The sequence below is a fragment of the Exiguobacterium sp. s101 genome (assembly GCF_018617835.1).
Classification (GTDB): Bacteria; Bacillota; Bacilli; order Exiguobacteriales; family Exiguobacteriaceae; genus Exiguobacterium; species Exiguobacterium marinum.
Genome location: NZ_JACSKX010000005.1, coordinates 56310 through 76609, shown reverse-complemented (window position 1 = coordinate 76609; position 20300 = coordinate 56310). Strand labels below are relative to the sequence as shown.

At 49.1% G+C, this 20300-nt stretch carries 18 protein-coding genes and 3 pseudogenes; 10 read left to right on the top strand and 11 right to left on the bottom strand.

Going from position 1 to position 20300, the window contains the following annotated elements:
* Positions 1 to 367: 367 nt before the first annotated feature.
* The 4 genes from KNO76_RS06080 to KNO76_RS06065 all read left to right on the top strand — a co-directional run bounded on the left by KNO76_RS06080 (position 368) and on the right by KNO76_RS06065 (position 2820).
* Positions 368 to 928, top strand: a complete 561-nt coding sequence (locus KNO76_RS06080; RefSeq protein WP_214883596.1) for an RNA polymerase sigma factor — start codon at positions 368 to 370, stop codon at positions 926 to 928.
* Positions 925 to 1644, top strand: coding sequence for an anti-sigma factor (locus KNO76_RS06075; protein ID WP_214883593.1), 720 nt, complete (start codon positions 925 to 927; stop codon positions 1642 to 1644). The genes KNO76_RS06080 and KNO76_RS06075 overlap by 4 nt, the downstream gene beginning before the upstream one ends.
* A 63-nt stretch (positions 1645 to 1707) precedes the next feature.
* Positions 1708 to 2613, top strand: a complete 906-nt coding sequence (locus KNO76_RS06070; RefSeq protein ID WP_214883590.1) for a Gfo/Idh/MocA family protein — start codon at positions 1708 to 1710, stop codon at positions 2611 to 2613.
* A 15-nt stretch (positions 2614 to 2628) separates the two neighbouring features.
* Positions 2629 to 2820 carry a hypothetical protein gene (locus KNO76_RS06065; RefSeq protein ID WP_214883587.1) on the top strand — a complete coding sequence of 64 codons (192 nt, stop codon included), beginning with the start codon at positions 2629 to 2631 and terminating at the stop codon, positions 2818 to 2820.
* A gap of 43 nt (positions 2821 to 2863) precedes the next feature.
* On the opposite strand, the pseudogene KNO76_RS06060 reads toward KNO76_RS06065, so the two are convergent.
* Positions 2864 to 3763, bottom strand: a pseudogene (locus KNO76_RS06060) (DMT family transporter).
* Between the two features lie 325 nt (positions 3764 to 4088).
* Here KNO76_RS06060 and abc-f point away from each other — a divergent pair.
* Complete coding sequence (gene abc-f / locus KNO76_RS06055; RefSeq protein WP_214883584.1) at positions 4089 to 5933, top strand: ribosomal protection-like ABC-F family protein; 1845 nt, start codon at positions 4089 to 4091, stop codon at positions 5931 to 5933.
* A 17-nt stretch (positions 5934 to 5950) separates the two neighbouring features.
* Here the strand turns inward: abc-f and KNO76_RS06050 are convergent, their stop codons facing one another.
* Both KNO76_RS06050 and KNO76_RS06045 read right to left on the bottom strand, forming a co-directional pair.
* Complete coding sequence (locus KNO76_RS06050; protein ID WP_026824932.1) at positions 5951 to 6115, bottom strand: hypothetical protein; 165 nt, start codon at positions 6113 to 6115, stop codon at positions 5951 to 5953.
* A 567-nt stretch (positions 6116 to 6682) separates the two neighbouring features.
* Positions 6683 to 7531, bottom strand: a complete 849-nt coding sequence (locus KNO76_RS06045) for a Cof-type HAD-IIB family hydrolase (protein ID WP_214700383.1) — start codon at positions 7529 to 7531, stop codon at positions 6683 to 6685.
* Positions 7532 to 7665: 134 nt separating this feature from the next.
* Here KNO76_RS06045 and KNO76_RS06040 point away from each other — a divergent pair, with 134 nt between their 5' ends.
* From KNO76_RS06040 to KNO76_RS06020, 5 genes are all read left to right on the top strand, one after another.
* Positions 7666 to 9180 (top strand): glycine betaine uptake BCCT transporter, encoded by a 1515-nt coding sequence (locus KNO76_RS06040; RefSeq protein ID WP_214883581.1) that lies wholly within the window; start codon positions 7666 to 7668, stop codon positions 9178 to 9180.
* A gap of 138 nt (positions 9181 to 9318) precedes the next feature.
* Entirely contained in the window at positions 9319 to 10593 is a 1275-nt protein-coding gene (gene kynU / locus KNO76_RS06035; protein WP_214883578.1) for a kynureninase, read from the top strand.
* A 12-nt stretch (positions 10594 to 10605) separates the two neighbouring features.
* Positions 10606 to 11445, top strand: a complete 840-nt coding sequence (kynA, locus tag KNO76_RS06030) for a tryptophan 2,3-dioxygenase (protein WP_214883576.1) — start codon at positions 10606 to 10608, stop codon at positions 11443 to 11445.
* Positions 11446 to 11460: 15 nt separating this feature from the next.
* Entirely contained in the window at positions 11461 to 12084 is a 624-nt protein-coding gene (gene kynB / locus KNO76_RS06025; RefSeq protein WP_214883573.1) for an arylformamidase, read from the top strand.
* Between the two features lie 99 nt (positions 12085 to 12183).
* Positions 12184 to 12513, top strand: coding sequence for a sugar phosphate nucleotidyltransferase (locus tag KNO76_RS06020; RefSeq protein ID WP_214883570.1), 330 nt, complete (start codon positions 12184 to 12186; stop codon positions 12511 to 12513).
* A gap of 85 nt (positions 12514 to 12598) precedes the next feature.
* On the opposite strand, the gene tnpB is transcribed toward KNO76_RS06020, so the two are convergent.
* From tnpB to KNO76_RS05980, 8 genes and pseudogenes are all read right to left on the bottom strand, one after another.
* The gene (gene tnpB, locus KNO76_RS06015) at positions 12599 to 13687 is read right to left on the bottom strand and encodes an IS200/IS605 family element RNA-guided endonuclease TnpB (RefSeq protein ID WP_214883567.1); all 1089 of its coding nucleotides are present in this window, start codon (positions 13685 to 13687) and stop codon (positions 12599 to 12601) included.
* Between the two features lie 314 nt (positions 13688 to 14001).
* Entirely contained in the window at positions 14002 to 14913 is a 912-nt protein-coding gene (gene rbsB, locus KNO76_RS06010) for a ribose ABC transporter substrate-binding protein RbsB (RefSeq protein ID WP_214883564.1), read from the bottom strand.
* Positions 14914 to 14936: 23 nt separating this feature from the next.
* A pseudogene (locus tag KNO76_RS06005) lies at positions 14937 to 15902 on the bottom strand (ABC transporter permease subunit).
* Between the two features lie 37 nt (positions 15903 to 15939).
* Positions 15940 to 17382: pseudogene (locus KNO76_RS06000) on the bottom strand (sugar ABC transporter ATP-binding protein).
* Positions 17383 to 17393: 11 nt separating this feature from the next.
* Positions 17394 to 17783 (bottom strand): D-ribose pyranase, encoded by a 390-nt coding sequence (gene rbsD, locus KNO76_RS05995; RefSeq protein WP_214883559.1) that lies wholly within the window; start codon positions 17781 to 17783, stop codon positions 17394 to 17396.
* Positions 17783 to 18667 (bottom strand): ribokinase, encoded by an 885-nt coding sequence (gene rbsK / locus KNO76_RS05990; RefSeq protein ID WP_214883556.1) that lies wholly within the window; start codon positions 18665 to 18667, stop codon positions 17783 to 17785. The genes rbsD and rbsK overlap by 1 nt, the downstream gene beginning before the upstream one ends.
* A gap of 3 nt (positions 18668 to 18670) precedes the next feature.
* Positions 18671 to 19648, bottom strand: a complete 978-nt coding sequence (locus KNO76_RS05985) for a LacI family DNA-binding transcriptional regulator (protein WP_214883552.1) — start codon at positions 19646 to 19648, stop codon at positions 18671 to 18673.
* A 106-nt stretch (positions 19649 to 19754) separates the two neighbouring features.
* Positions 19755 to 20297: a GNAT family N-acetyltransferase gene (locus KNO76_RS05980; RefSeq protein WP_214883549.1), complete on the bottom strand. Its 543-nt coding sequence runs from the start codon at positions 20295 to 20297 to the stop codon at positions 19755 to 19757.
* Positions 20298 to 20300: the final 3 nt, after the last annotated feature.

Sequence of the window (20300 nt, the reverse complement as noted above, 5' to 3'; positions counted from 1 at the left end):
CTATAGTACAATGAAACAAAGGAGGCATCTTATGATTCAACGACTCTTCCAAGTTTATTGCCAAATGAGTAGTTTGATTACAGGGTTTTTCATTGTATTCGCTTTTCTTTTTGGCATTCGCACATATTTCTTTTGGGCAACGATGTGCGCTCCCTTAACCGCGATCGGATTGATGCTAATGACATCCATTGTGTTAAGTGTCATTGCCTATATCCTTTCAGAAAAATTACGCTTGTTCATTTATAAAAAACTTCCGACCCAGTCATCTACATGTTCAATAAATAGTCACATAAAATAGGCATCTATTTTTTCGTTTTATACGTTAGATCAATACAAGGGACATCCCTTCTGCGCAAAGGAGTATGTTATGACTGACTTAGAATTATATGAGCGTGTCAGGCAAAAGGACAAAGAAGCGCTCGAAATATTGTACGATCGATATGAACGAATTTTATACGCTTTTGTCTTACAGCTGACAAAGGACCGTGATTTGGCCGAAGAAGCCATGCAGGAAGTGTTTATCAAACTTTGGCGTGGCGGCGGAGTCTACGATGAATCAAAAGGAAAGTTTCGTTCTTGGCTCTTCACGATGAGCCGGCACGTGGCCATTGATTTGATTCGTAAGCGTAAACCCGATTTACAGCTCGACGAATCATATGCTGAGGCCATCCCTTCTGAGTCACCATCCGTTGAGAAAGAAGCAGAGTGGCAAGAAGAACGTGCCCAAATCGAGACGGCCATGGCGACATTACCGGCCGAACAGCAGCAAGTCGTTCGGCTCATGTACTTCCAAGGGCTAAGTCAGCAAAAAATCGCTGATGCGTGCGGCATCCCGCTTGGTACAGTGAAAGGAAGGGTTCGACTGGCGCTGAAGCAACTGAGGAAACAGTTATCCCATGAATTCATCGGAAAGGAGGTAGGACAATGAACGCATGCGACCAATTGATTGACTATTTCAACCAACATCTATCGGAAGATGAACGAGCAAAATTTGAACAACACCTTGCATCTTGTAAAGACTGTCAAGAAGAGCTCGAACAACTCGAAGCACTTGTCGGTGGCGTCGCGTTCTTGTCTACTCCGATTGAACCACCGCGAGGTATGAAAGCGCGCGTCCTCGATCGTGTATTCGAAGAAGACAATGAGCCTATAACATCAACCGTGTCACCTGCTGCTGTTCCACCGGCGACACCGTTCAAACAGAAGAAGAAACGGAACGTATCGGTCTTGGGAATGGTCGCTTTAGCAGCGGCACTCCTTCTCTCCTTGATCGGGAATGGATATTTGCTTACGAATCAGCCTGATGCCCCTGGTATCGCATTAAACGAAACGATTCCACTCGACGGCGAATCTGAAGGGACCGCTTACCTTGCAGAACAGGATGGTACGACGCAACTGATCGTCCAAACGAACGGCTTATCCTCACTCGACGCCAATGAGGTGTATCAAGTATGGCTCTTAAAAGATGGTGCCCCGATTCCGACCGGCGCTTTCGTGACCGACGACAAAGGCAACGGGACGGTCATCTATACGCTCGACTCGGATGAAGTCGAAGTCGACTGGGATACCGTCGCTGTCACGAAAGAACCGAATCGTGGCAATGAGACGCCACAAGGTGAAATGGTCTTAAATGCAAGTTTATAATTCCTGAACCGGACACATGTGTTGTCCGGTTTTTTGTTATGATGGACCAAAGGAGTGAACGTGATGCAAAAACCAAAAATCGGTATTGTCGGGCTTGGAAATATCGCTCAAAAAGCCTACTTACCTATCCTTGCGAACCATCCTCGAACCGATTTAGTCGGCGCCTTTTCTCCAAATGTCTCGAAACGGCAAACGATTTGCCAAACCTACCGAATGACTGCATTCGATACGTTACGCGAACTCGCCTCATCCATCGATGCAGCGTTCGTACATAGTTCAACTGAAACCCATTATGACGTCGTATCGTATTTACTAGAGCACGGGATCGACGTCTACGTGGATAAGCCCCTCGCCACAACTTTGGATGAGGCGGAAAAACTCGTCGAACTAGCCGAGCGTCTCGGTCGCAAATTGATGATCGGGTTCAATCGACGCTTTGCACCGATGTATAGACGTCTCCAACAGGAGTCCCCAGCGCATATGATTGATGTGGTGAAGCATCGAGAGAACGATGTCGGTCCAAAGGATGCGACCTTCACCTTACTCGACGATTACTTACATGTCATTGATACGTTACGTTTCCTCGCTGGTAATGAGCTCACACTCGTCTCGGGTCACGTCGACGTCAATGAAAAGCATGAGCTGCGATTCGCCCGCCATGTATGGCAAGACGAGCACGGAATGCACACGACATCGATGCATCGCACGTCCGGAGCGAACCATGAGCACGTCTCGATTGTACGGGATGGGGAACGATTGTCCGTCGAAGAGATGGTCACGCTACATCATTTCAAGCAAGGTCGGCATGAAGTCGAAACGTTCGGTTCATGGGACACGACACTCGTGCAACGAGGATTCCAAGGCGCGATTGACCACTTCATCTCCGCACTCATCGAAGATACAGCGATTTCAACGGACGGTCGTGTCGCCCTTGAGACGCAACGGCTTGTCACGAACTTATTCACATAAAAAGGAGGATTTCAGATGGATTTCTTTTTTTATATCACGGCTATGGTGATCGTTGTTACGTCGGTCGGCGCCAATACGATTATCAAAACAAGGGAATCACGCGTCGAAGAACGTCGCTTAAAGATTGAAGAGGAGAAGCTCGCCATTCAGCGCCTTGAACTTGAGATGAAGCGCGAACAAGACAAACTCGACCATCATGGATTTTAATAAAAGCGGTCGCCCTCTAAACATGAGGGCGACCGCTTTGTCGTTACAGATGGCGTTCTGAAATCGGCAGTTGTTGTCGTCGTTCTGCGAGCGTCGACCACGTCACAGCCGTCATGATACAACCGGCACCGATAAAAAAGTTAAGATGGAGCGTCTCGTTCAAAACGAGCCAACCGAGCGTCCCGCCAACCAAGGGTTGAGAGAAGAAAAAGAGTGACCCGACACTCGCATCCATCAACTCGAGCCCTTTATTCCAAAAGAAGAACGCCCCTGCCGTTGATACAATCCCGATATAGAATATGCTGAGCCAAAGAACGCCATTCAAATCCGGAAATCCGCTTTGTATGACTTCTATACTCATCAACGGGGTCATCAACACCCATGCGATTCCAATCGAAAATGTCGTGAGCGTCAAAGTCGACAAAGTCTGTGTCCCGATTTTCACGTAGATGGACATGAGCGCCCACGTCACGGCAGCTAGAACGAGTACGAAACTGCCAACCCGATACGTCCCCTCTCCTTCCAAACCGACCACAATGAGAACACCAACCGTTGCCAGTCCAAGCGCTCCAATCTTGACAGGAGTCAGTCGCTCCTTCAACAGCAATCGAGCGAATTAGACCATGAACGCCGGCGTCGCTGCGGTCACAAGGGAACCGGTATGTGCATCCGATAGCTTTGTCCCGATGAATTGAAATGAAATTGAAGCGACGTATCCGATGACACCGACCAGTCCGATCCATTTCCAATCCGCCCGTCGAATCGATTCTCGTCCAAATCGAAGCCACACAATGAATAGGACAGTAAATGCAACAGCGTATCGTAACCAGACGAACGTGAACGGTTCAATATATGCGAGCGCATATTTACTGACCACATACATCCCGCCCCATATACTCGCCGCAAGGGTCAAACTGAGTGCTCCTAGCCATTCTTTCCTCATTTCTTCGCCTCCTCGATGGTGACTATATACGACGTCATCTCTTCCATTTCCTTTATTTTCATTGTCAGTCTAAAGAAAAACGCTTACAATCAAAACATAGATAATTGAAAGGAGGGAGAAAGGTGAAATTTGTCGACCGTACGCATTGGACAACTGAACATTTGTACATTTTGCGTGCGATTTTTCACGATGTCGCTTAATCAAGGGACCCGTCTGTCCTTTTTTAGACATTGCTGAATATACGACAAAGCGCCTCTCTCTCTAAACCGAGCGCTTCTTTGCGCTCGGTTTTTTTGATAGGCCCTGATCTCAGGAGGAACCTATTATGTTAATCGATTTACGACACATTCAAAAACAATACGGTGGTCACGCCGTTCTCACAGATGCGAATTTATTCATGAACGAAAACGAACGAGTCGGGCTCGTCGGCCGGAACGGCAGCGGTAAAACGACACTGTTACGCATCATTGTCGGCTCTGAAGAGCATGACGCTGGAACGATTTACCGTCGGCAACGACTCTCCATCGGCTATTTGGTCCAGCTTCCCGATTATCCCGGAAACAGTGGACGCAATGTCCTTCAGACCGCCTTCGAGGAAGTCCTTCGCCTTCGCGAGAAGATGTCTCGCCTCGAGGAAGAGATGGCGACGACCGAACAGCTCGAACGTCTTCTCGAAACATACGGGACGGTCCAAGCGCAATTCGACCATGCGGGCGGCTACGTCTACGAGTCAAAAATCAGTGCGATGATTGACGGACTAAAACTGACCTCATTCGTGGATCAACCGTTCGATACGCTAAGCGGTGGAGAACGAACAAAAATCGGACTCGCCTTAGCGCTTCTTCAGGAACCCGAGCTACTCATTTTGGATGAACCGACGAACCATCTGGATTTAGAAGCGATGACGTGGCTCGAATCCTATTTACAGGATTACGATTCAGCGCTCCTGATTGTCTCCCACGACCGGGTCTTCTTAGATGCGGTCGCCACTCGAATCGTCGAGTGCGAAGACGGTGAATTGACGAGTTATCCTGGGAATTATACGGACTTCATTGCCCAAAAAGAAAAACAGTTGCTTGACCAGTTTCACGCTTACACGGAGCAACAGAAGAAAATTAAAAAAATGAAAGAAACGATTCGGCAGTTGCGGCAATGGGCCAACGAAGGCAATCCACCAAATGAAAAGTTTTATCGCCGTGCCAAATCGATGGAAAAGGCGCTCGAACGAATTGAACGAATCAAGAAACCGCAACTCGAGGCCGAGCAACCGAATATCCAGTTCACGACGAACGGGCGAACCGGGCGCGACGTCTTCGAGGTGACGGATGCGACACTCCGTTACGACCGACCGCTTTTCGAAGGTGTGAATTTTTACACAGGCCACGGGGAGCGTGTCGCCATCGTCGGACCGAACGGAAGCGGAAAGTCTTCTCTTTTAAAGCTGTTGCTCGGTCAAGTCGCACCGCAAATCGGTACCGTCCGTCGAGCCGACCAAGCGAAAATCGGTTATCTATCACAACACATCACGTTCGATGAATCCCATCGATTAATGGAGGCGTTCCGGGACCGCATTGCTGTCGATGAAGGAAAAGCGCGTCACCTTCTCGCCCAATTCTTATTTTACGGGGCGAGTGTGTTTAAACCCGTGTCGAACTTGAGCGGCGGGGAGAAGATGCGACTCATGCTCGCCATCCTCGTCCATGAAGAAATCAATGTCCTCGTCTTAGATGAACCGACGAACCATTTGGATATCGAATCGAGAGAAGCACTTGAAGAGGCGTTAGAACGTTTTCCTGGAACGGTCGTCACCGTATCACACGATCGCTACTTTCTGAATAAATTATTTCCGGTGACGTATTGGCTTGACGGGACGATGACACGTTTTGAAGGCAGCGTCGCCTATGCCCTCGAAAAACGCGAACACGACTCAAGCGAGCAACCTAAAACGGAGCACGCAAAACCATCGAAATCGATAAAGCAGACAAAAACCTCTTCGTCTACGATGGATGAGGAAGCCCATTTGACACAATTAGAAGCAGAACATCAAGCATTGCTTCAACAGATGAATGAATTGGATGACCTCGATGAGTTAATGGCACTCCAACGTCAAGTCGATGCGTTGCAGCAAGAGATCGATGACGTGATGACACGTTTACTCGAATCCTTTTAAAAAGAAGCGGCACCCGATCAAGGGCGCCGCTTCTTTTGCTCGAATCGAGTCTGTATGAAATAGCCGATGACCGCGATAGCCATCAATCCAATCGGTAACAGACGGTAAAGACCTTCCATCGTTCCCGTGGTCAAAAGAATCATGCCACTAAAGAACGTCCCGAACCAATATAACTTTGGCATGCGATCCCTCCATCACTGCATTCACTCAATAGAATACCACAAGAAAAGCGCCCACACTCGGCGCTTTTCTCGATTCTCTAGTCCCCGGACTTTCATCCAACCAAGTTTCTACTCGATTGACCGTCCCATCTATGATTTGGTTCGACTAGAGATGTCCAAGTCAGCGTGACGCATCATTCGAATCGATGCATTGTCCATTGGTTCACCAGTTGTTTTCACATCCTAAAGAATGAAATCGAACAAGTAACTCGTAGACGCTTTGATTGAATGGGCACAACAGGACTTGGTACCTATGTTGTCCACCTATGACGCGGATCATGTGGGATTCCTTATACAAACAGTATGTCTGGTATGTTTGCTTCGATAGCAAACAGAGGCCGACGCATCATCGTTTGGAATACACGATTCACGTTTACATGGACTTTCCCACCCTCTTTCTTCCATCAGCTACAGGTGACAAATATGCCCCCTGCTCCCCGACTCATTTCAGAAAGTGAATGGTTACATGTATACAATATCCGTTTTTAGCATCCTTCAATCCTCGTTCACGATTTCTCCATAATCATTTTATACATAATGTGTCAGCGCGTAGGCGACCCCATCTTCTTCCACGTCCTTTGTGATATGCGTACTCAAATCTTTTAACGGGTCTACCGCATTTCCCATCGCAATTCTTGTTTCGGCTACTTCAAACATCGATACATCGTTCAAATTGTCTCCGATAGCGACGACATCACGCATCGAAACCTGATAATGATCAGCTAATTGTTTTAGCGCCTCACCCTTACTCGCATGAGGATGACCAATCTCAATCTTCGTCCATCCTGCTGTCGTAATCAAAATATCATCCCGTGGCTCATAGATTTTACGCAAGCGATGTAACTTTTGGCGATCGAACGAATAGACAAACACCTTATACACTTCATCTTGCGCAAAGTCGATGTCTTCCATCGAATCCATATACGTCAGACCGAATTGCTCATTTTGGATTTCAATCTCACGCTCCGCCCATTCGCGCGTGAACGATTGATCGTGAGGTAATACATCATCAAGTTCTCGTTTTAACAAGTCACTGCCTGACTGAAGGACTTTCACACCCGCATTCGTATAAAATTCGACGTACGCGTCATGCTCCTTGGCAATCTCCCACAGTCCGTTAACGACGAATTGGTCCATGGCGTGATAATAAATTCGCTTGTCCTCATAAAAGCCGATTGCTCCGTTTCCAGACAGAATTGGACAGACGAGATCACTACGCTTCAATAACTCTTCGATATCATGAATCGAGCGCCCTGAACAAATCGCTACGATGTCACCGTCCTCTTGTCGACGACGAATCGTGTCCCGGTTTGCATTTGTTATCACACCCGTACGCGATAGCAACGTTCCATCTAAGTCAATCGCAATCAATTTCATCATATTCCCTCCTCTTTATTTCTTTTCCCGAATCAAGTATTCAAAACACGATGGATTATATATCCTGTTTGCAATGTAGATAATAGGCAATCTATTACTAGTCCTAAATAATAATTATACCGAAAGGAGACAACATGAAGGATTCTACACAAAAACCACGTTTGAACCGGGTGTTTTATATTTCAGCAAGTTTGATCGCCTTACTCGTTCTATTCGGAGCCATTGCCCCAACATCATTCGCTTCAATCGCAGGATCTATTTTTAACTTTACGACTCGCTCGTTCGGTTGGTTCTATTTACTTTCCGTATTCTTGTTTGTGCTCTTTTTAGTCTTTTTAGCGTTCAGTAAATACGGAAAAATCCGTCTCGGGAAGGATGACGATCGCCCTCAATATCCGTTCTTTACTTGGATCGGCATGTTATTCTCCGCCGGATTCGGTGTCGGACTCGTCTTTTGGGGTGTTGCCGAGCCGATGAGCCATTTCTTCACGCCACCGTATGCGGATACGGAGGCACTGACGGTCGAAGGGGCACGTCTTGCGATGGCCTATTCGTTCTTCCATTGGGGTGTCAGTCAATGGTCCGTCTTTGCGATTGTCGGACTGATTATCGCCTACTTCCAGTTCCGTCGTAATGCGGACGGACTCATCTCGACTAGTCTCTCACCGCTTATAAAAGAACGCCCGTACAAACAACCGTTGAATCAGACGATTGATATATTAGCGGTCATCGCCACTGTCATGGGTGTCGCGACGTCGCTTGGTTTAGGTGTTCTTCAAATCAACGGTGGACTGAACAGTGTGTTCGGGCTCCCGAACACCGCTTGGATGCAAGTCGCCATCATCGTCGTCTTGACCGCTCTATTTTTAACATCGACGACGACCGGTCTCGATCGTGGCATCAAGTGGTTGAGTAACATCAACTTAGGTATCGCACTCGTGTTGATGGTCTTCGTCTTCTTTGCCGGTCCTACAATTTTCATTTTAGAAACCTTGACGCTCGGTCTAGGTGACTACTTACAAAATTTCATTCGCTATAGTCTTCGTCTACAACCGTATCAACAAGGGACGTGGGTCCGGGATTGGACAATCTTTTATTGGGCATGGGCCATCGCCTGGTCCCCATTTGTCGGAGCGTTCGTCGCACGTGTCTCACGAGGCCGTACCATTCGTGAATTCATCGTTGGTGTCCTCATCGTTCCTCCGTTCATCGCGCTCCTTTGGATTGCCGTATTCGGGGGCACTGCCCTACATCTAGATTTATTCGAAGGGACTTCCATCGCTGAAGCCGTCAATGCGGACGTGACGAGCGCATTGTTCGTGACGTTTGCCGAGCTCCCGTTCAGTTTCATCCTGTCCGTCTTGTCGATTCTCTTGATTTTGACGTTCTTGATTACATCGGCCGATTCTGCTACCTACATCATCAGTAGTATGACGACGAATGGTAGCTTGAATCCACCCCTTCCCGTTCGAATCGCCTGGGGGATTCTGTTAGGAGGAATCGCTGCCGTCTTATTGATTGCGAGTGGCTTAGAAGGACTTCAAACTGCGTCGTTGATTTCCGCCTTGCCCTTCACCATCATCCTGTTATTGATGGCCTTCACACTATTCAAGCTACTCCGACAAGAGAATGTACGAAAAATAAAATAAGCTACACTCCTAAACGCTCAAGATCACGCTTGAGCGTTTTTAGTTTGACTCGCCGACACCTTGTTGTTTGTTGACTTCCTTATGTCCGATTGCTACGATTTTGACAACGTATAAGCTTTAAAGGGGGAATATGGGGAGATGAACGATTTCACATGTGCTTACGCACAACAACTAGACAAACAAGACCCGCTCGCATCATATCGGGAAGAATTTTACTTACCGGAAGACGGGATTTATATGGATGGGAATTCACTCGGGCTCTTATCGAAACGAGCCGAGCGTACGCTCCTTGAATCGCTCGCGGACTGGAGAGAGCTCGGAATCGATGGTTGGATGTCCGGTCGCCATCCTTGGTTCAACTTGTCCGAAGAGCTGGCTGCACTGAACGCGCCGCTCATCGGTGGAAAGTCGGAAGAAGTGATGGTCACCGGTTCGACGACCGTGAACTTGCATCAACTCGTCGCTTCGTTTTTCAAACCAGAAGGCAAACGAACGAAGATTTTAGCAGACGCCCTCACGTTCCCGTCTGACATTTACGCCTTGAAGAGTCAGCTCGAACTTCGTGGACTCGACCCATCAGAGCACCTCGTCCAAGTCGACAGTCCAGATGGGCGCTTCTTAGTAGAAGACGACTTGATTGCCGCGATGACTGACGAAATCGCCCTCATCGTATTACCGACCGTCCTCTATAGGAGTGGTCAGATTTTAGATATGCCTCGTCTAACGAAAGCGGCACACGAGCGTGGAATTTTGATCGGCTTCGATGCCTGTCACTCCGTCGGCGCCATCCCTCATGACTTCCACGACTGGGGTGTCGACTTCGCATACTGGTGCAACTATAAACATTTGAACGGGGGTCCTGGAACGGTCGGGGGCTTATTCGTTCATGAACGTCACTTCGGCACAACACCTGGACTCGCCGGTTGGTTCGGTTCGCGCAAAGATACACAGTTCGATATGGACCATACGATGACACCGGCCGAACATGCCGGTGCGTTCCAAATCGGAACACCACACGTTATGAGTCTTGCTCCTCAACTTGGCGCGCTTGAGATGTTCAACGAGGTCGGGATGGAAGCGATTCGTCAAAAATCACTCGCGCTCACGACGTATATGATGGATTTGATCGAAGAGATGCTCGCACCTCACGGATTCTTCATCGGTAGCCCGACGGACACACGACAGCGCGGCGCTCATTTGAGCCTCGAGCATCCCGAAGCGGCACGTATCTGTAAGGCATTGAAGAAATATCACATCATCCCAGATTTTCGGGCACCGAACATCATCCGTCTCGCACCGGTCGCATTGTATAACACGTTTACCGACGTATATGACGTGATTGTGACGTTGAAGAAAATCATGGACGACAAAGAGTACGAGGCGTTCGCGAACGTCCGCGAAGTGGTCGCATAAGGGGGAACTGTCATGAGTGAACGCACGGAACATAAAGTAGAAAAATCGATTCAAACGGACTTTTCAAAAGACATGTCGTACGGGGACTATCTCCAGCTCGACCCGATTTTATCGAGTCAGCATCGCCTTTCCGACCATCACGATGAGATGCTGTTCATCATCATCCACCAGACGAGCGAGTTGTGGATGAAGCTTATCTTGCATGAATTGACAGCAGCCACGACGGCCATCACGAACGGCGAACTCGAGCGTTCGTTCAAGATGCTCGCCCGCGTCTCGAAGATTCAGCAGCAACTCATCCAGTCATGGGGCGTCCTCGCGACGTTGACACCGGCCGAGTATTTAGAGTTCCGAGATCAACTCGGCTCGTCCTCTGGTTTTCAGTCTTACCAAAACCGACAAATCGAATTCGCTCTCGGCTTCAAAAACGCACGGACGCTCAGTGTTTACGCACACGATAAAAAATTGTATCCATTGCTCGAAGGCTCGCTACAAGCTCCTAGCATTTACGATGTGACGGTCCGCGAAATGCATCGTCGGGGTCTATCGATTGATGCGAGCGTGCTCGAACGTGATGTCACCCAGGACTGGGAATGGAATGAAAGTGTCGAGAATGCATGGGTCGAAGTCTATCGAGACGTCGATACGTATTGGGACTTATATGAGCTCGGTGAAAAGCTACTCGATATCGGGAGTCAGCAACAGATGTGGCGCTTTAACCACATGAGTACCGTGGAACGCATCATCGGACAGAAGATGGGGACAGGCGGCTCGTCTGGCGTGAACTACTTGCGTCGCGTGCTCGACCATCGCTTCTTCCCAGAGCTTTGGACGGTCCGGACATCACTATAAGAGGAGCTGAACGAAATGACTTGGATTGATGTATCACAGCCACTTCATGCCGATGTTACGACATGGCCGGGAGATACAAAATTTTCATATGAAATCGCGTGGCCAATGGCAGAGAGTGGTTCCGTCAATGTCGGGAAGATGACATTGAGTTTACATCTCGGGACCCACATCGATGCACCGTTCCACTTTGACGACCACGGGAAGCGCGTGATTGACCTCGATCCGTCCGTATATATCGGTCCAGCCCGTGTGATTCATCTACCGCATAAGGCAAAGATTGAAGCATCTGATTTGGATGGTCACGATTTGACTGGGGTCGAACGCCTCATCTTAAAAACGGATGGTTGGCCCGATAAGCACGTCTTTCCCGAGACAATCCCTGAACTGACACCCTCTCTTGCCGATCGTCTCGGAGAACTCGGAATCTTCTTGATCGGACTCGACTTACCGTCCGTTGATGCGATTGACAGTAAAGAGATGAGCGGCCATCACGCGTTAGCACGAAATGGTGTGCATATCCTAGAAGGACTCGTTTTAGACAATATCTTACCGGGAGATTACGATTTGAATGCCGTCCCTCTCCCAATCGTCGAAGGGGATGGAAGTCCCGTTCGCGCATTGCTTCGCTCTATATTGTAAAGAGATAGCCGGAACCGGCTGTCTCTTTTTTGATTAGACAGGGATAGTCCGACGTTTGGCGAAATAGATGAGAAACTCTATTTGAAGAGAGGACATTCGATGAAGATTCTATTATTATCTGGCGGTGATGGAAAAAGACTATGGCCACTTCCGAACAATTCGAATGCCAAGCAATTCATTCGTTTATTTCCTAACAGAAATGGAACGAAACAATCAATGCTTGAAAGAGTTTACAGTCAACTAAAAATACAAGATTTAGACACTAACACTTTCATTATCACAAATGTTCAGCAAAAGGACTGTGTCATTCATCAAGTTGGTACAGATACTAATAACATTTCCGAACCAACTCGTCGTGATACATTTCCCACTATCGTTCTCGGGGCAAGCTATGTGAACTACTCGCCACTTATTTGCTTCACAACTTGAAGTGGGAGCTTCTTGGGAAGACCGTGCTCTTACCAGCCACGGTTGTTTACCAAGCTCGTCGGGCAGTCCCTGCCCTGAATGGTTGTCAGTCGGCCAACATCAATAGGTTGAGGCTCGCATTGATGTCACGGTCATGGTGCGCGCCACAGGCACACGTCCATTCACGGACATCCATCGTCTTCTTCTCGCCTTTTGCTCCGCAAATGGAACAGATCTGGGTCGATGCGAACCATTGATCTGCCTTGATAAGCGTCCGTCCACAGAAGTTTGATTTGTATTCGAGTTGCCGGACGAACTCGTACCAACTGACATCTGCAATCGATTTGGCGACCTTGTGGTTCTTCATCATGTCCTTCGATGTCAATGTCTCCACGACAATGACTTGGTTCTCGTCAACGATCCGTCTCGACAGCTTGTGAAGGAAGTCCTTGCGTTGGTTGGCAATCTTTTCGTGTTTCTTAGCCAAAAGTAACTTGGCTTTTTCACGATTCTTGCTTCCGATTTTCTTTCGCGACAGCGCCCGTTGCGCCTTCTTGACCTTCGCTTCGGATTTTCGGAGAAAGCGAGGGTTGTCAATCTTCTCCGAGACCATCGCGTCGTTCGTCATGACGGCGAAGTGCTCCAGGCCAAGATCAATCCCGACCTTGTTCTTGGCTGGGATCCACTTTTCCTCATCTTGATTGACGAGGATGGAGATGAAGAACTTGCCCGTCCTCGTCATCGAGACCGTCGCCGACCGGATGACGCCCTCGAACGGACGATGTTGTTCGAACTTCACGAAGCCGATTTTAGGAAGTCTCACCTTGCCGTTCTCGATGCGGATCGTGCCGTGCTGGTTGTTCGTCGTGTAGGAGGCGCGCGACCGCCGTCTCGATTTGAAGGCCGGGAAGCCGCCCGTCCCGGCGAAGAACTTCGCGAACGCGTTGTCGAGGTTCAGCTTCGCGTTCGCGAGCGCGAGACTGTCCGCCTCGGCGAGGAACGGGAACAGGGGCTTGTAGGAGGCGGGTGTCGCCGGTTTCCGTCTCGTTCCGCTCCCCGTTTTCGCCTCCTCGCGGATGGCGATGCGGTCCTCGAGTAGCTTGTTGTAGATGAATCGGGCGCAGCCGATCGTCTTGATGAGAAACTTGGCCTGTGCAGGCGTCGGGTGGAGCCTATATTTGTAGCCTTTCAGCATGTCTGTCCCTCCTCCCTACAGAAGATTATGATATATCCTCCTCGTCCGATACCCGTGGAAGGGGAGGGAGAATCTGACGGAATAACGAACTTTTGTTCGTCATATCTGTCACAGGGGGGAAAGACGTTTGGACCGGGCGATTCATCTCCCACCTACGCCGGACTTCGCCCCGAGACGCTTAGAGGAGGGAGAATTCTCGCCTGATTTAGTTAAAACCTATGAACAACGATACACAATTTCTCAATTCCCCATATAAATAAAAATCACCTCACGAGCTCTACCCGAAATCAAGGCATCGTGAGGTTTCTACTGACTTATTTGATTAATTCGAGTTCAACTGGAATGTTTTCCTCTACTGTTTCACCTTTCAAGTGGTTGATTGCCGCTTCTACACCCAACTTCCCGATCTCAGCTGGTTTTTGGGCAACCGTTGCTGCCATCGTCCCACCTTCGACCGCTTTGACGGCATCATCTGTCGCATCGAATCCGATGACTTTCACGTCACTCATTCCAGCCGCTTCGAGTGCTTGAACGGCACCGAGCGCCATCTCGTCGTTATGCGCGAATACAGCGACGATGTCTTTATTATCCTGTAAGATGTTCTCCATGACCGTCAATCCTTCTGCACGGTCAACGGTCGCAGATTGTTTTGCCACGACTTCTAATTTCCCATCAATCGCTTCGTTGAATCCTTGTCCACGGTCACGTGTCGCAGACGCTCCCGGAATCCCCTCGAGCTCGACGACTTTTTGCCCTTCACCTACGAGTTCGACCATGTAGTCACCTGCCAATTGTCCACCCGCAACGTTATCTGATGCCACGTGTGCGACGACGTCCCCTGTTTCAGCGTTACGGTCTACCGTGATAACGGGAATACCCGCATCGTTTGCTGCCTGTACTGCCGCACCGACCGCTTCTGAATCCGTCGGGTTGATGAAAATCAAATCCATCCCCTTTTGAATCATATCTTCGACGTCATTCACTTGCTTCGCCGCGTCGTTTTGCGCATCCGCTACCGTCAACGTCGCATCCATTTCGTTCGCCTGTTTTTCTGCGCCTTCTTTCAGTGCGACGAAGAACGGGTTATTCAATGTTGAGATCGATAAGCCGATTTCATAATCGCCATCTTTCGTTTCCGTTTCAGACGATGACCCCGGTTGTTCAGTCGAGCAAGCTGCCATCAGTACCATTGTCAGTGCGAGTAGCCAAGCTGTCCATTTTTTCATGTTCCGTTTTCCCCTTTCGCGTGTTACGCGTTTTGTCGACGATCAAGCAATGCTGCAAACAATATAACTGCACCTTTTACGACGAGTTAGAAGAATGATGATACGCCGAGAAGGTTCAATCCGTTATTTAATGTTCCGATGATGAGTGCCCCAATCAACGTCCCGACAATCCAGCCGCGACCACCCGCAAGGCTCGTTCCCTCGAGAACGACCGCTGCGATGGCATCGAGTTCATACGACGTTCCTGCTGTAGGTTGTGCGGAATTGAGACGTGACGTCAAGATGATGCCAGCGAGTGCCGCAAGCATACCGGATAGCGAATAAATCATGATTTTGACTTTGTTGACGCCAATCCCCATTAATTTTGCCGCTTCTTCATTTCCACCGATCGCGTACGTGTGACGACCAAATGTCGTCTTCTTCAAAATGAAATAAAGGACACCGAAGGCGAGTAGCATCGTCAATGCCGGTACCGGAATGATCTAGAAGTAGCCGCGTCCGAGCATCTCGAACCAGCCAGAGTTCCCGAGACCGGTAATCGGTCGACCATCCGTATAGACAAGCGTCAACCCCCGATAAATCGTCATCGTGGCCAATGTCGCGATGAACGGTGCCACTTTCCCATACGTGATGACTGCACCGTTGAACGCACCGAGAACGGCACCCGCAATTAATCCAAGTGCAACGGCCATGACCGCATGTTGACCGTCCACCATCATACCTGCCACTAGTGCAGATGCGAGCGCTAAAATAGACCCGACCGATAAATCGATGCCTCCTGTCAAGATGACAAACGTCATCCCGAAGGCAATCAAGGCATTGATGGACACTTGTCGAAGTACGTTAAAGATGTTATTTAATGATAAAAATCCTGGTTCGAGCGCCGTCACGACGACGACGATGACGAGTAGACCAAACAGTGGGCCTAATTTTTGTCCCCATCCGATTCGACCCGGGCGCTTCAGCGAAGTTGTTGCTTTCAATTCCATATCATTGACCTCCTGTCGCATACGTCATTACTTTTTCTTATGTCGCCTCTTCTTTCGTGAGCGTTCCGGTCACGACACCTTCACGCATGACGACGATCCGATCACTCATCCCAAGTACCTCTGGTAAATCAGAAGAGACCATGATGATGGCGACACCCGATTCCGCGAGATCACTCATGATGTTGTAAATCTCCTTCTTGGCACCGACATCGACGCCTCGGGTCGGCTCATCCAAAATTAAGACGTCCGGTTCGACACCTAGCCATTTGCCAAGCACAATTTTCTGTTAATTCCCACCAGACAGTGACTTCACTTTTTGTTCCATCGAATGATGTTTGACCCGAAGTTTTTGTAAGTACGTCTCGGCGAACGTCGCTTCCTGTTGTTTGGAGATGACCAATCCTTTCGCTCGTTTATCGAGTGTCGGAAGCGACAAGTTTTCTCTTAGGGAAAAGTCGAGAAGCAAGCCCTCTCCTTTTCGGTCCTCTGTCAAAAAGGCGATACCGTGTTTAATGGCGTCGGCCGGAGTCTTGATTCGAATCGGTTTCCCGTTCAGTTTGATGACTCCCCCTTTGTGAGTGTCCGCCCCGAACAAAGCACGCATCACCTCGGTCCGTCCCGCTCCCATCAATCCGGAGAATCCAACGATTTCTCCGGCACGAACGTTGAATGATACGTTGTGGAACCGGTTACCGATTAAATCATCTACTTCGAGTACGACGTCCCCGAGCGTTGCCGTGCGCGTCGGATACCGTTCACCGATTTCGCGACCGACCATGTCACGTACTGTTTCCTCAAAGGAAGTGTCGGGAATCATTCGGGTCGAGATGGACTGTCCATCCCGAAGCACCGTGATTCGGTCACATAAGTCAAAAATTTCTTCCATTCGGTGAGAGATATAGATGATGGACACGCCTTGATCCCGCAACGCCCGTGAGACGGCGAAGAGCGCCTGGATTTCACGATCCGTCAAGGCGGCTGTCGGTTCATCCATGACGATGACTTTCGCATCTGTCATGAGTGCCTTGGCAATCTCGATCATCTGTTGTTGACCGACAGATAAATTGCGTGCCACTTCATTGACGTCCATGAAGATATTCAATTCTGCTAAATACTCCCGAGCCCGCCTCGCCATCTCTTGCTGTTTGATTGTCCCAAACGGCCCCGTCAGTTCTCGACCGAGAAACAGGTTCTCCGTCACCGTCATCTCAGGTAAGATATTGAGTTCTTGATGAATGAAGGCGATGCCTTCTTGCTCCGCTTCTTTTGGGTGCTTGAATTGACGTACCTTCCCATCGATGAAGATGTCTCCTTCATCCTGAGCATGAAGATCCGTCATCACTTTCATCAATGTCGATTTTCCAGCCCCGTTCTCACCCATGAGCGCATGAATCTCTCCAGGCAACAATTCGAAATCGACTCCTTTTAAGACAGAGACCGGGCCGAACGACTTATGGATGCCTTTCAACTGAATATGCATCGAATTCCCCCTTAAAAAATGACCCCTGCGTGTAAAATGACGTTCGCATAAGGTGTCGCTTCCCCAGTTCGAATGACCACTTTCGCTTGTGCGACTTCTCGTTTGAAGTCTTCATGCGAGCACATGTCGACGTTGGTGTATCGTTCTTTCAGTGAAGCTGCAATCGTCGGGTTGTTTGTGAGGATTTCCTCGGCAATCTTGATGCGCTCTACGACCAAATCCGATTCGACGACATCGAGCACCTTTAGAAACGACGGTTCCCCGATTCGAAGACTAAGATCGACCCGCTTCACACCGTCTGGAATCGGTAGCCCACAATCGGCGATGACGACGCGATCCGTATGCCCGAGGTCGGCAAAGATTTTTGCTAAATGACTATTCAAAATTCCTTGTTTTTTCATTACACGCGCTCCAATCGTTGTTGTACATTTTGCCGTGTCGGCATACCACCTTGTGCACCGAAGCCTTCCACACTCATGCCAGATGCGATTACGGCAAACCGTACGGCCGTCTCCAAATCATCTTGTTCGATGAGGGAAACAGCGAGTGCACCGTTGAACGTGTCACCAGCTCCTGTTGTGTCAACGACGTTTGCTCGGATGGCTGGCACATGACGGACGTCTCGTCCATCATGGAATCGAACGCCATGGACGCCTTTCGTGACGAGTAACTTGTTCGGATAACGTTTGAGAACATCATCTACGGACATTCCGTTGAATAAGTCACGGCATTCATGTTCGTTCGGTGTTAAATACGTGACGTCTTCAATCACTTCTGGTGGAAGCGGTTGAGACGGTGCCGGATTGAGTAGCACTTGAATCCCTTTCTCTTTACAGTAAGCGGTCACTTGTTTGACCGTTTCGATCGGAATCTCGAGCTGCAAAAGCACGAACGACTGCTCATCGAGAAGCTGTTCGAGTTCCTCTTCTGTGAAAGCGACGTGTTTGTTCGCCGATTGGACGACGACAATCGAGTTATCCTCTTCTGCCAATACGATGTGAGCTGTACCGGTCACTTCATCTGGTATAATGCGAACGTGCGTGACATCGACGTTGTGCTGTTTGAAGTTTTCGACAACCTGTTGTCCGAACGGATCACTTCCGACACAGCCGACCATCTGTACAGCGCCGCCTAGCTTGGAGGCAGCGACCGCTTGGTTCGCACCTTTCCCCCCTGGAACGGTACGGAACGACTCACCGATGACCGTTTCCCCTGCTCTTGGACGTTTGTCGGACGTGACGACGAGGTCCATCGATATACTGCCAATGACAACAATGCGTTTCATTCTTTATCTCTCCTTCCGCTTTGTCGTTTGTCTTTCAAGTAACGTGACCGGTAATAGCATCTCTTTCGGTCGCGTGTCTTTCTTCTCAATCAAGTCCAGTAATCGTTCGGTCGCGACTCGTCCCATCTCATAGATGGGTTGCACGATGGTCGTCAGTGGTGGAGACGTCATCTCACCTAGCTCGATTCCGTCATACCCGATGACCTGCAGTTCTTCCGTGACACGAATGTTCCGACGGACGGCTTCCTGCAACACAGCGGCCGCAATCACATCGTTCGCTGCGAAGATCCCATCGAACGGCCAGGAATGGTCGAATAGTTGTTGGGATGCTTTCAAGGCGTCTTTGAACGTGAACGTGGACTCGGTCATTCCGACAAGCCTGTCTCCCGCTACTTCGACAAATCCTTCGGTCCGACGTTTGACCGTCTTGAGATGATCGGGGCCGGCAATGTGAGCCAACCGTGTCGCACCACGTTGTAACAGCGTGTCGGCCGCCAACTTTCCACCCTCATATCCATCCGATATAACGGCGTCGATTCCCGCTTTCACGATTCGGTCAAGTGCGACCATCGGTAAATCTAACGCCTCGTAATTCGGATTGTGGGAATGGTTCGTTGTGATAATCAAGCCATCGACATGCATCGTCTGCAGGGCAATCAAATACGTCTGTTCTTTTTCAAGTTGTTCGTCCGTGTTACATAAGACGACTTGATACCCATGCTGATTGGCAACATCCTCAATCGCCCGAGCCAGCTGTGGAAAGAACGGGTTTGTGATATCTGGCATGATGAGTCCAATCAAATTCGATGATTTTTTATAGAGCGAACGAGCGACTCGGTTCGGGGCGTAATTCAGTTCCGCAATCGCCTTTTCGACCGCCTCTTTCGCCTCTTCACTCACATATCCGCTCTTATTCATGACGCGTGATACGGTCGCCACTGAGACGTTCGCATGTTTTGCCACTTGTTTGATGGTCGCCATTTGACATCCTCCATTCTGGAAACGCTTACAAAACCATCTTAATGTGTAACCGGTTACATATAAATGTGTTTTATGTTTTCATGAAAAAACACATTGAAACAGCGCTTCAATGTGTCAAGAACGTCGGATTGAGTTGGACATAGACGAGGCATTCTACCGTTCGTCCATCGAGTCGGGTCAATTCTTGCGTTTTCGTGAACGCATAAGTGAACCCACATTTCTCAACGACGCGTCGCGATTGGTCATTGAAGCTGAAATAGCCGCACCAAATCCGCTCCAAACCTAACGCTTCGAATCCAAACCGAATCATCGCCTGAACGGCTTCCGGCACGTAACCATTCCCCCAATAATCGGGACTGAGCACATAACCGATCTCACGCTGTGCCTCATGTTGAATCATTGGGTCCGGTCTTCGGTCGTGTAATCCAATGCTGCCAATCACTTGCCCGGTTTCTTTCAAAACGATGGCCCACACGTCTTTTTCCTCAATAAACAGTCGAATGACATCTTTCGTCTCTTCAACGGATTCATGGGGTGCCCACCCGGCCATCGGTCCGACACGTTCGTCTTTAGCATAACGATACATATCCTCTGCGTCTTCTAGCGTAAATGCTCTTAAGATCAATCGCTCTGTCTCCATCTTGATCATACA

Excerpts from the sequence above, each read along its gene's own strand:
- rbsD (WP_214883559.1), bottom strand. The coding sequence starts at position 17,783 with ATGAAAAAACAAGGAATTTTGAATAGTCATTTAGCAAAAATCTTTGCC.
- rbsB (WP_214883564.1), bottom strand. The coding sequence starts at position 14,913 with ATGAAAAAATGGACAGCTTGGCTACTCGCACTGACAATGGTACTGATG.
- KNO76_RS05980 (WP_214883549.1), bottom strand. The coding sequence starts at position 20,297 with ATGATCAAGATGGAGACAGAGCGATTGATCTTAAGAGCATTTACGCTA.
- KNO76_RS06050 (WP_026824932.1), bottom strand. The coding sequence starts at position 6,115 with ATGCCAAAGTTATATTGGTTCGGGACGTTCTTTAGTGGCATGATTCTT.
- KNO76_RS05985 (WP_214883552.1), bottom strand. The coding sequence starts at position 19,648 with ATGGCGACCATCAAACAAGTGGCAAAACATGCGAACGTCTCAGTGGCG.
- KNO76_RS06045 (WP_214700383.1), bottom strand. The coding sequence starts at position 7,531 with ATGAAATTGATTGCGATTGACTTAGATGGAACGTTGCTATCGCGTACG.
- KNO76_RS06020 (WP_214883570.1), top strand. The coding sequence starts at position 12,184 with ATGAAGATTCTATTATTATCTGGCGGTGATGGAAAAAGACTATGGCCA.
- kynB (WP_214883573.1), top strand. The coding sequence starts at position 11,461 with ATGACTTGGATTGATGTATCACAGCCACTTCATGCCGATGTTACGACA.
- KNO76_RS06070 (WP_214883590.1), top strand. The coding sequence starts at position 1,708 with ATGCAAAAACCAAAAATCGGTATTGTCGGGCTTGGAAATATCGCTCAA.
- kynA (WP_214883576.1), top strand. The coding sequence starts at position 10,606 with ATGAGTGAACGCACGGAACATAAAGTAGAAAAATCGATTCAAACGGAC.
- rbsK (WP_214883556.1), bottom strand. The coding sequence starts at position 18,667 with ATGAAACGCATTGTTGTCATTGGCAGTATATCGATGGACCTCGTCGTC.
- KNO76_RS06040 (WP_214883581.1), top strand. The coding sequence starts at position 7,666 with ATGAAGGATTCTACACAAAAACCACGTTTGAACCGGGTGTTTTATATT.
- KNO76_RS06080 (WP_214883596.1), top strand. The coding sequence starts at position 368 with ATGACTGACTTAGAATTATATGAGCGTGTCAGGCAAAAGGACAAAGAA.
- KNO76_RS06065 (WP_214883587.1), top strand. The coding sequence starts at position 2,629 with ATGGATTTCTTTTTTTATATCACGGCTATGGTGATCGTTGTTACGTCG.
- kynU (WP_214883578.1), top strand. The coding sequence starts at position 9,319 with ATGAACGATTTCACATGTGCTTACGCACAACAACTAGACAAACAAGAC.
- abc-f (WP_214883584.1), top strand. The coding sequence starts at position 4,089 with ATGTTAATCGATTTACGACACATTCAAAAACAATACGGTGGTCACGCC.
- KNO76_RS06075 (WP_214883593.1), top strand. The coding sequence starts at position 925 with ATGAACGCATGCGACCAATTGATTGACTATTTCAACCAACATCTATCG.
- tnpB (WP_214883567.1), bottom strand. The coding sequence starts at position 13,687 with ATGCTGAAAGGCTACAAATATAGGCTCCACCCGACGCCTGCACAGGCC.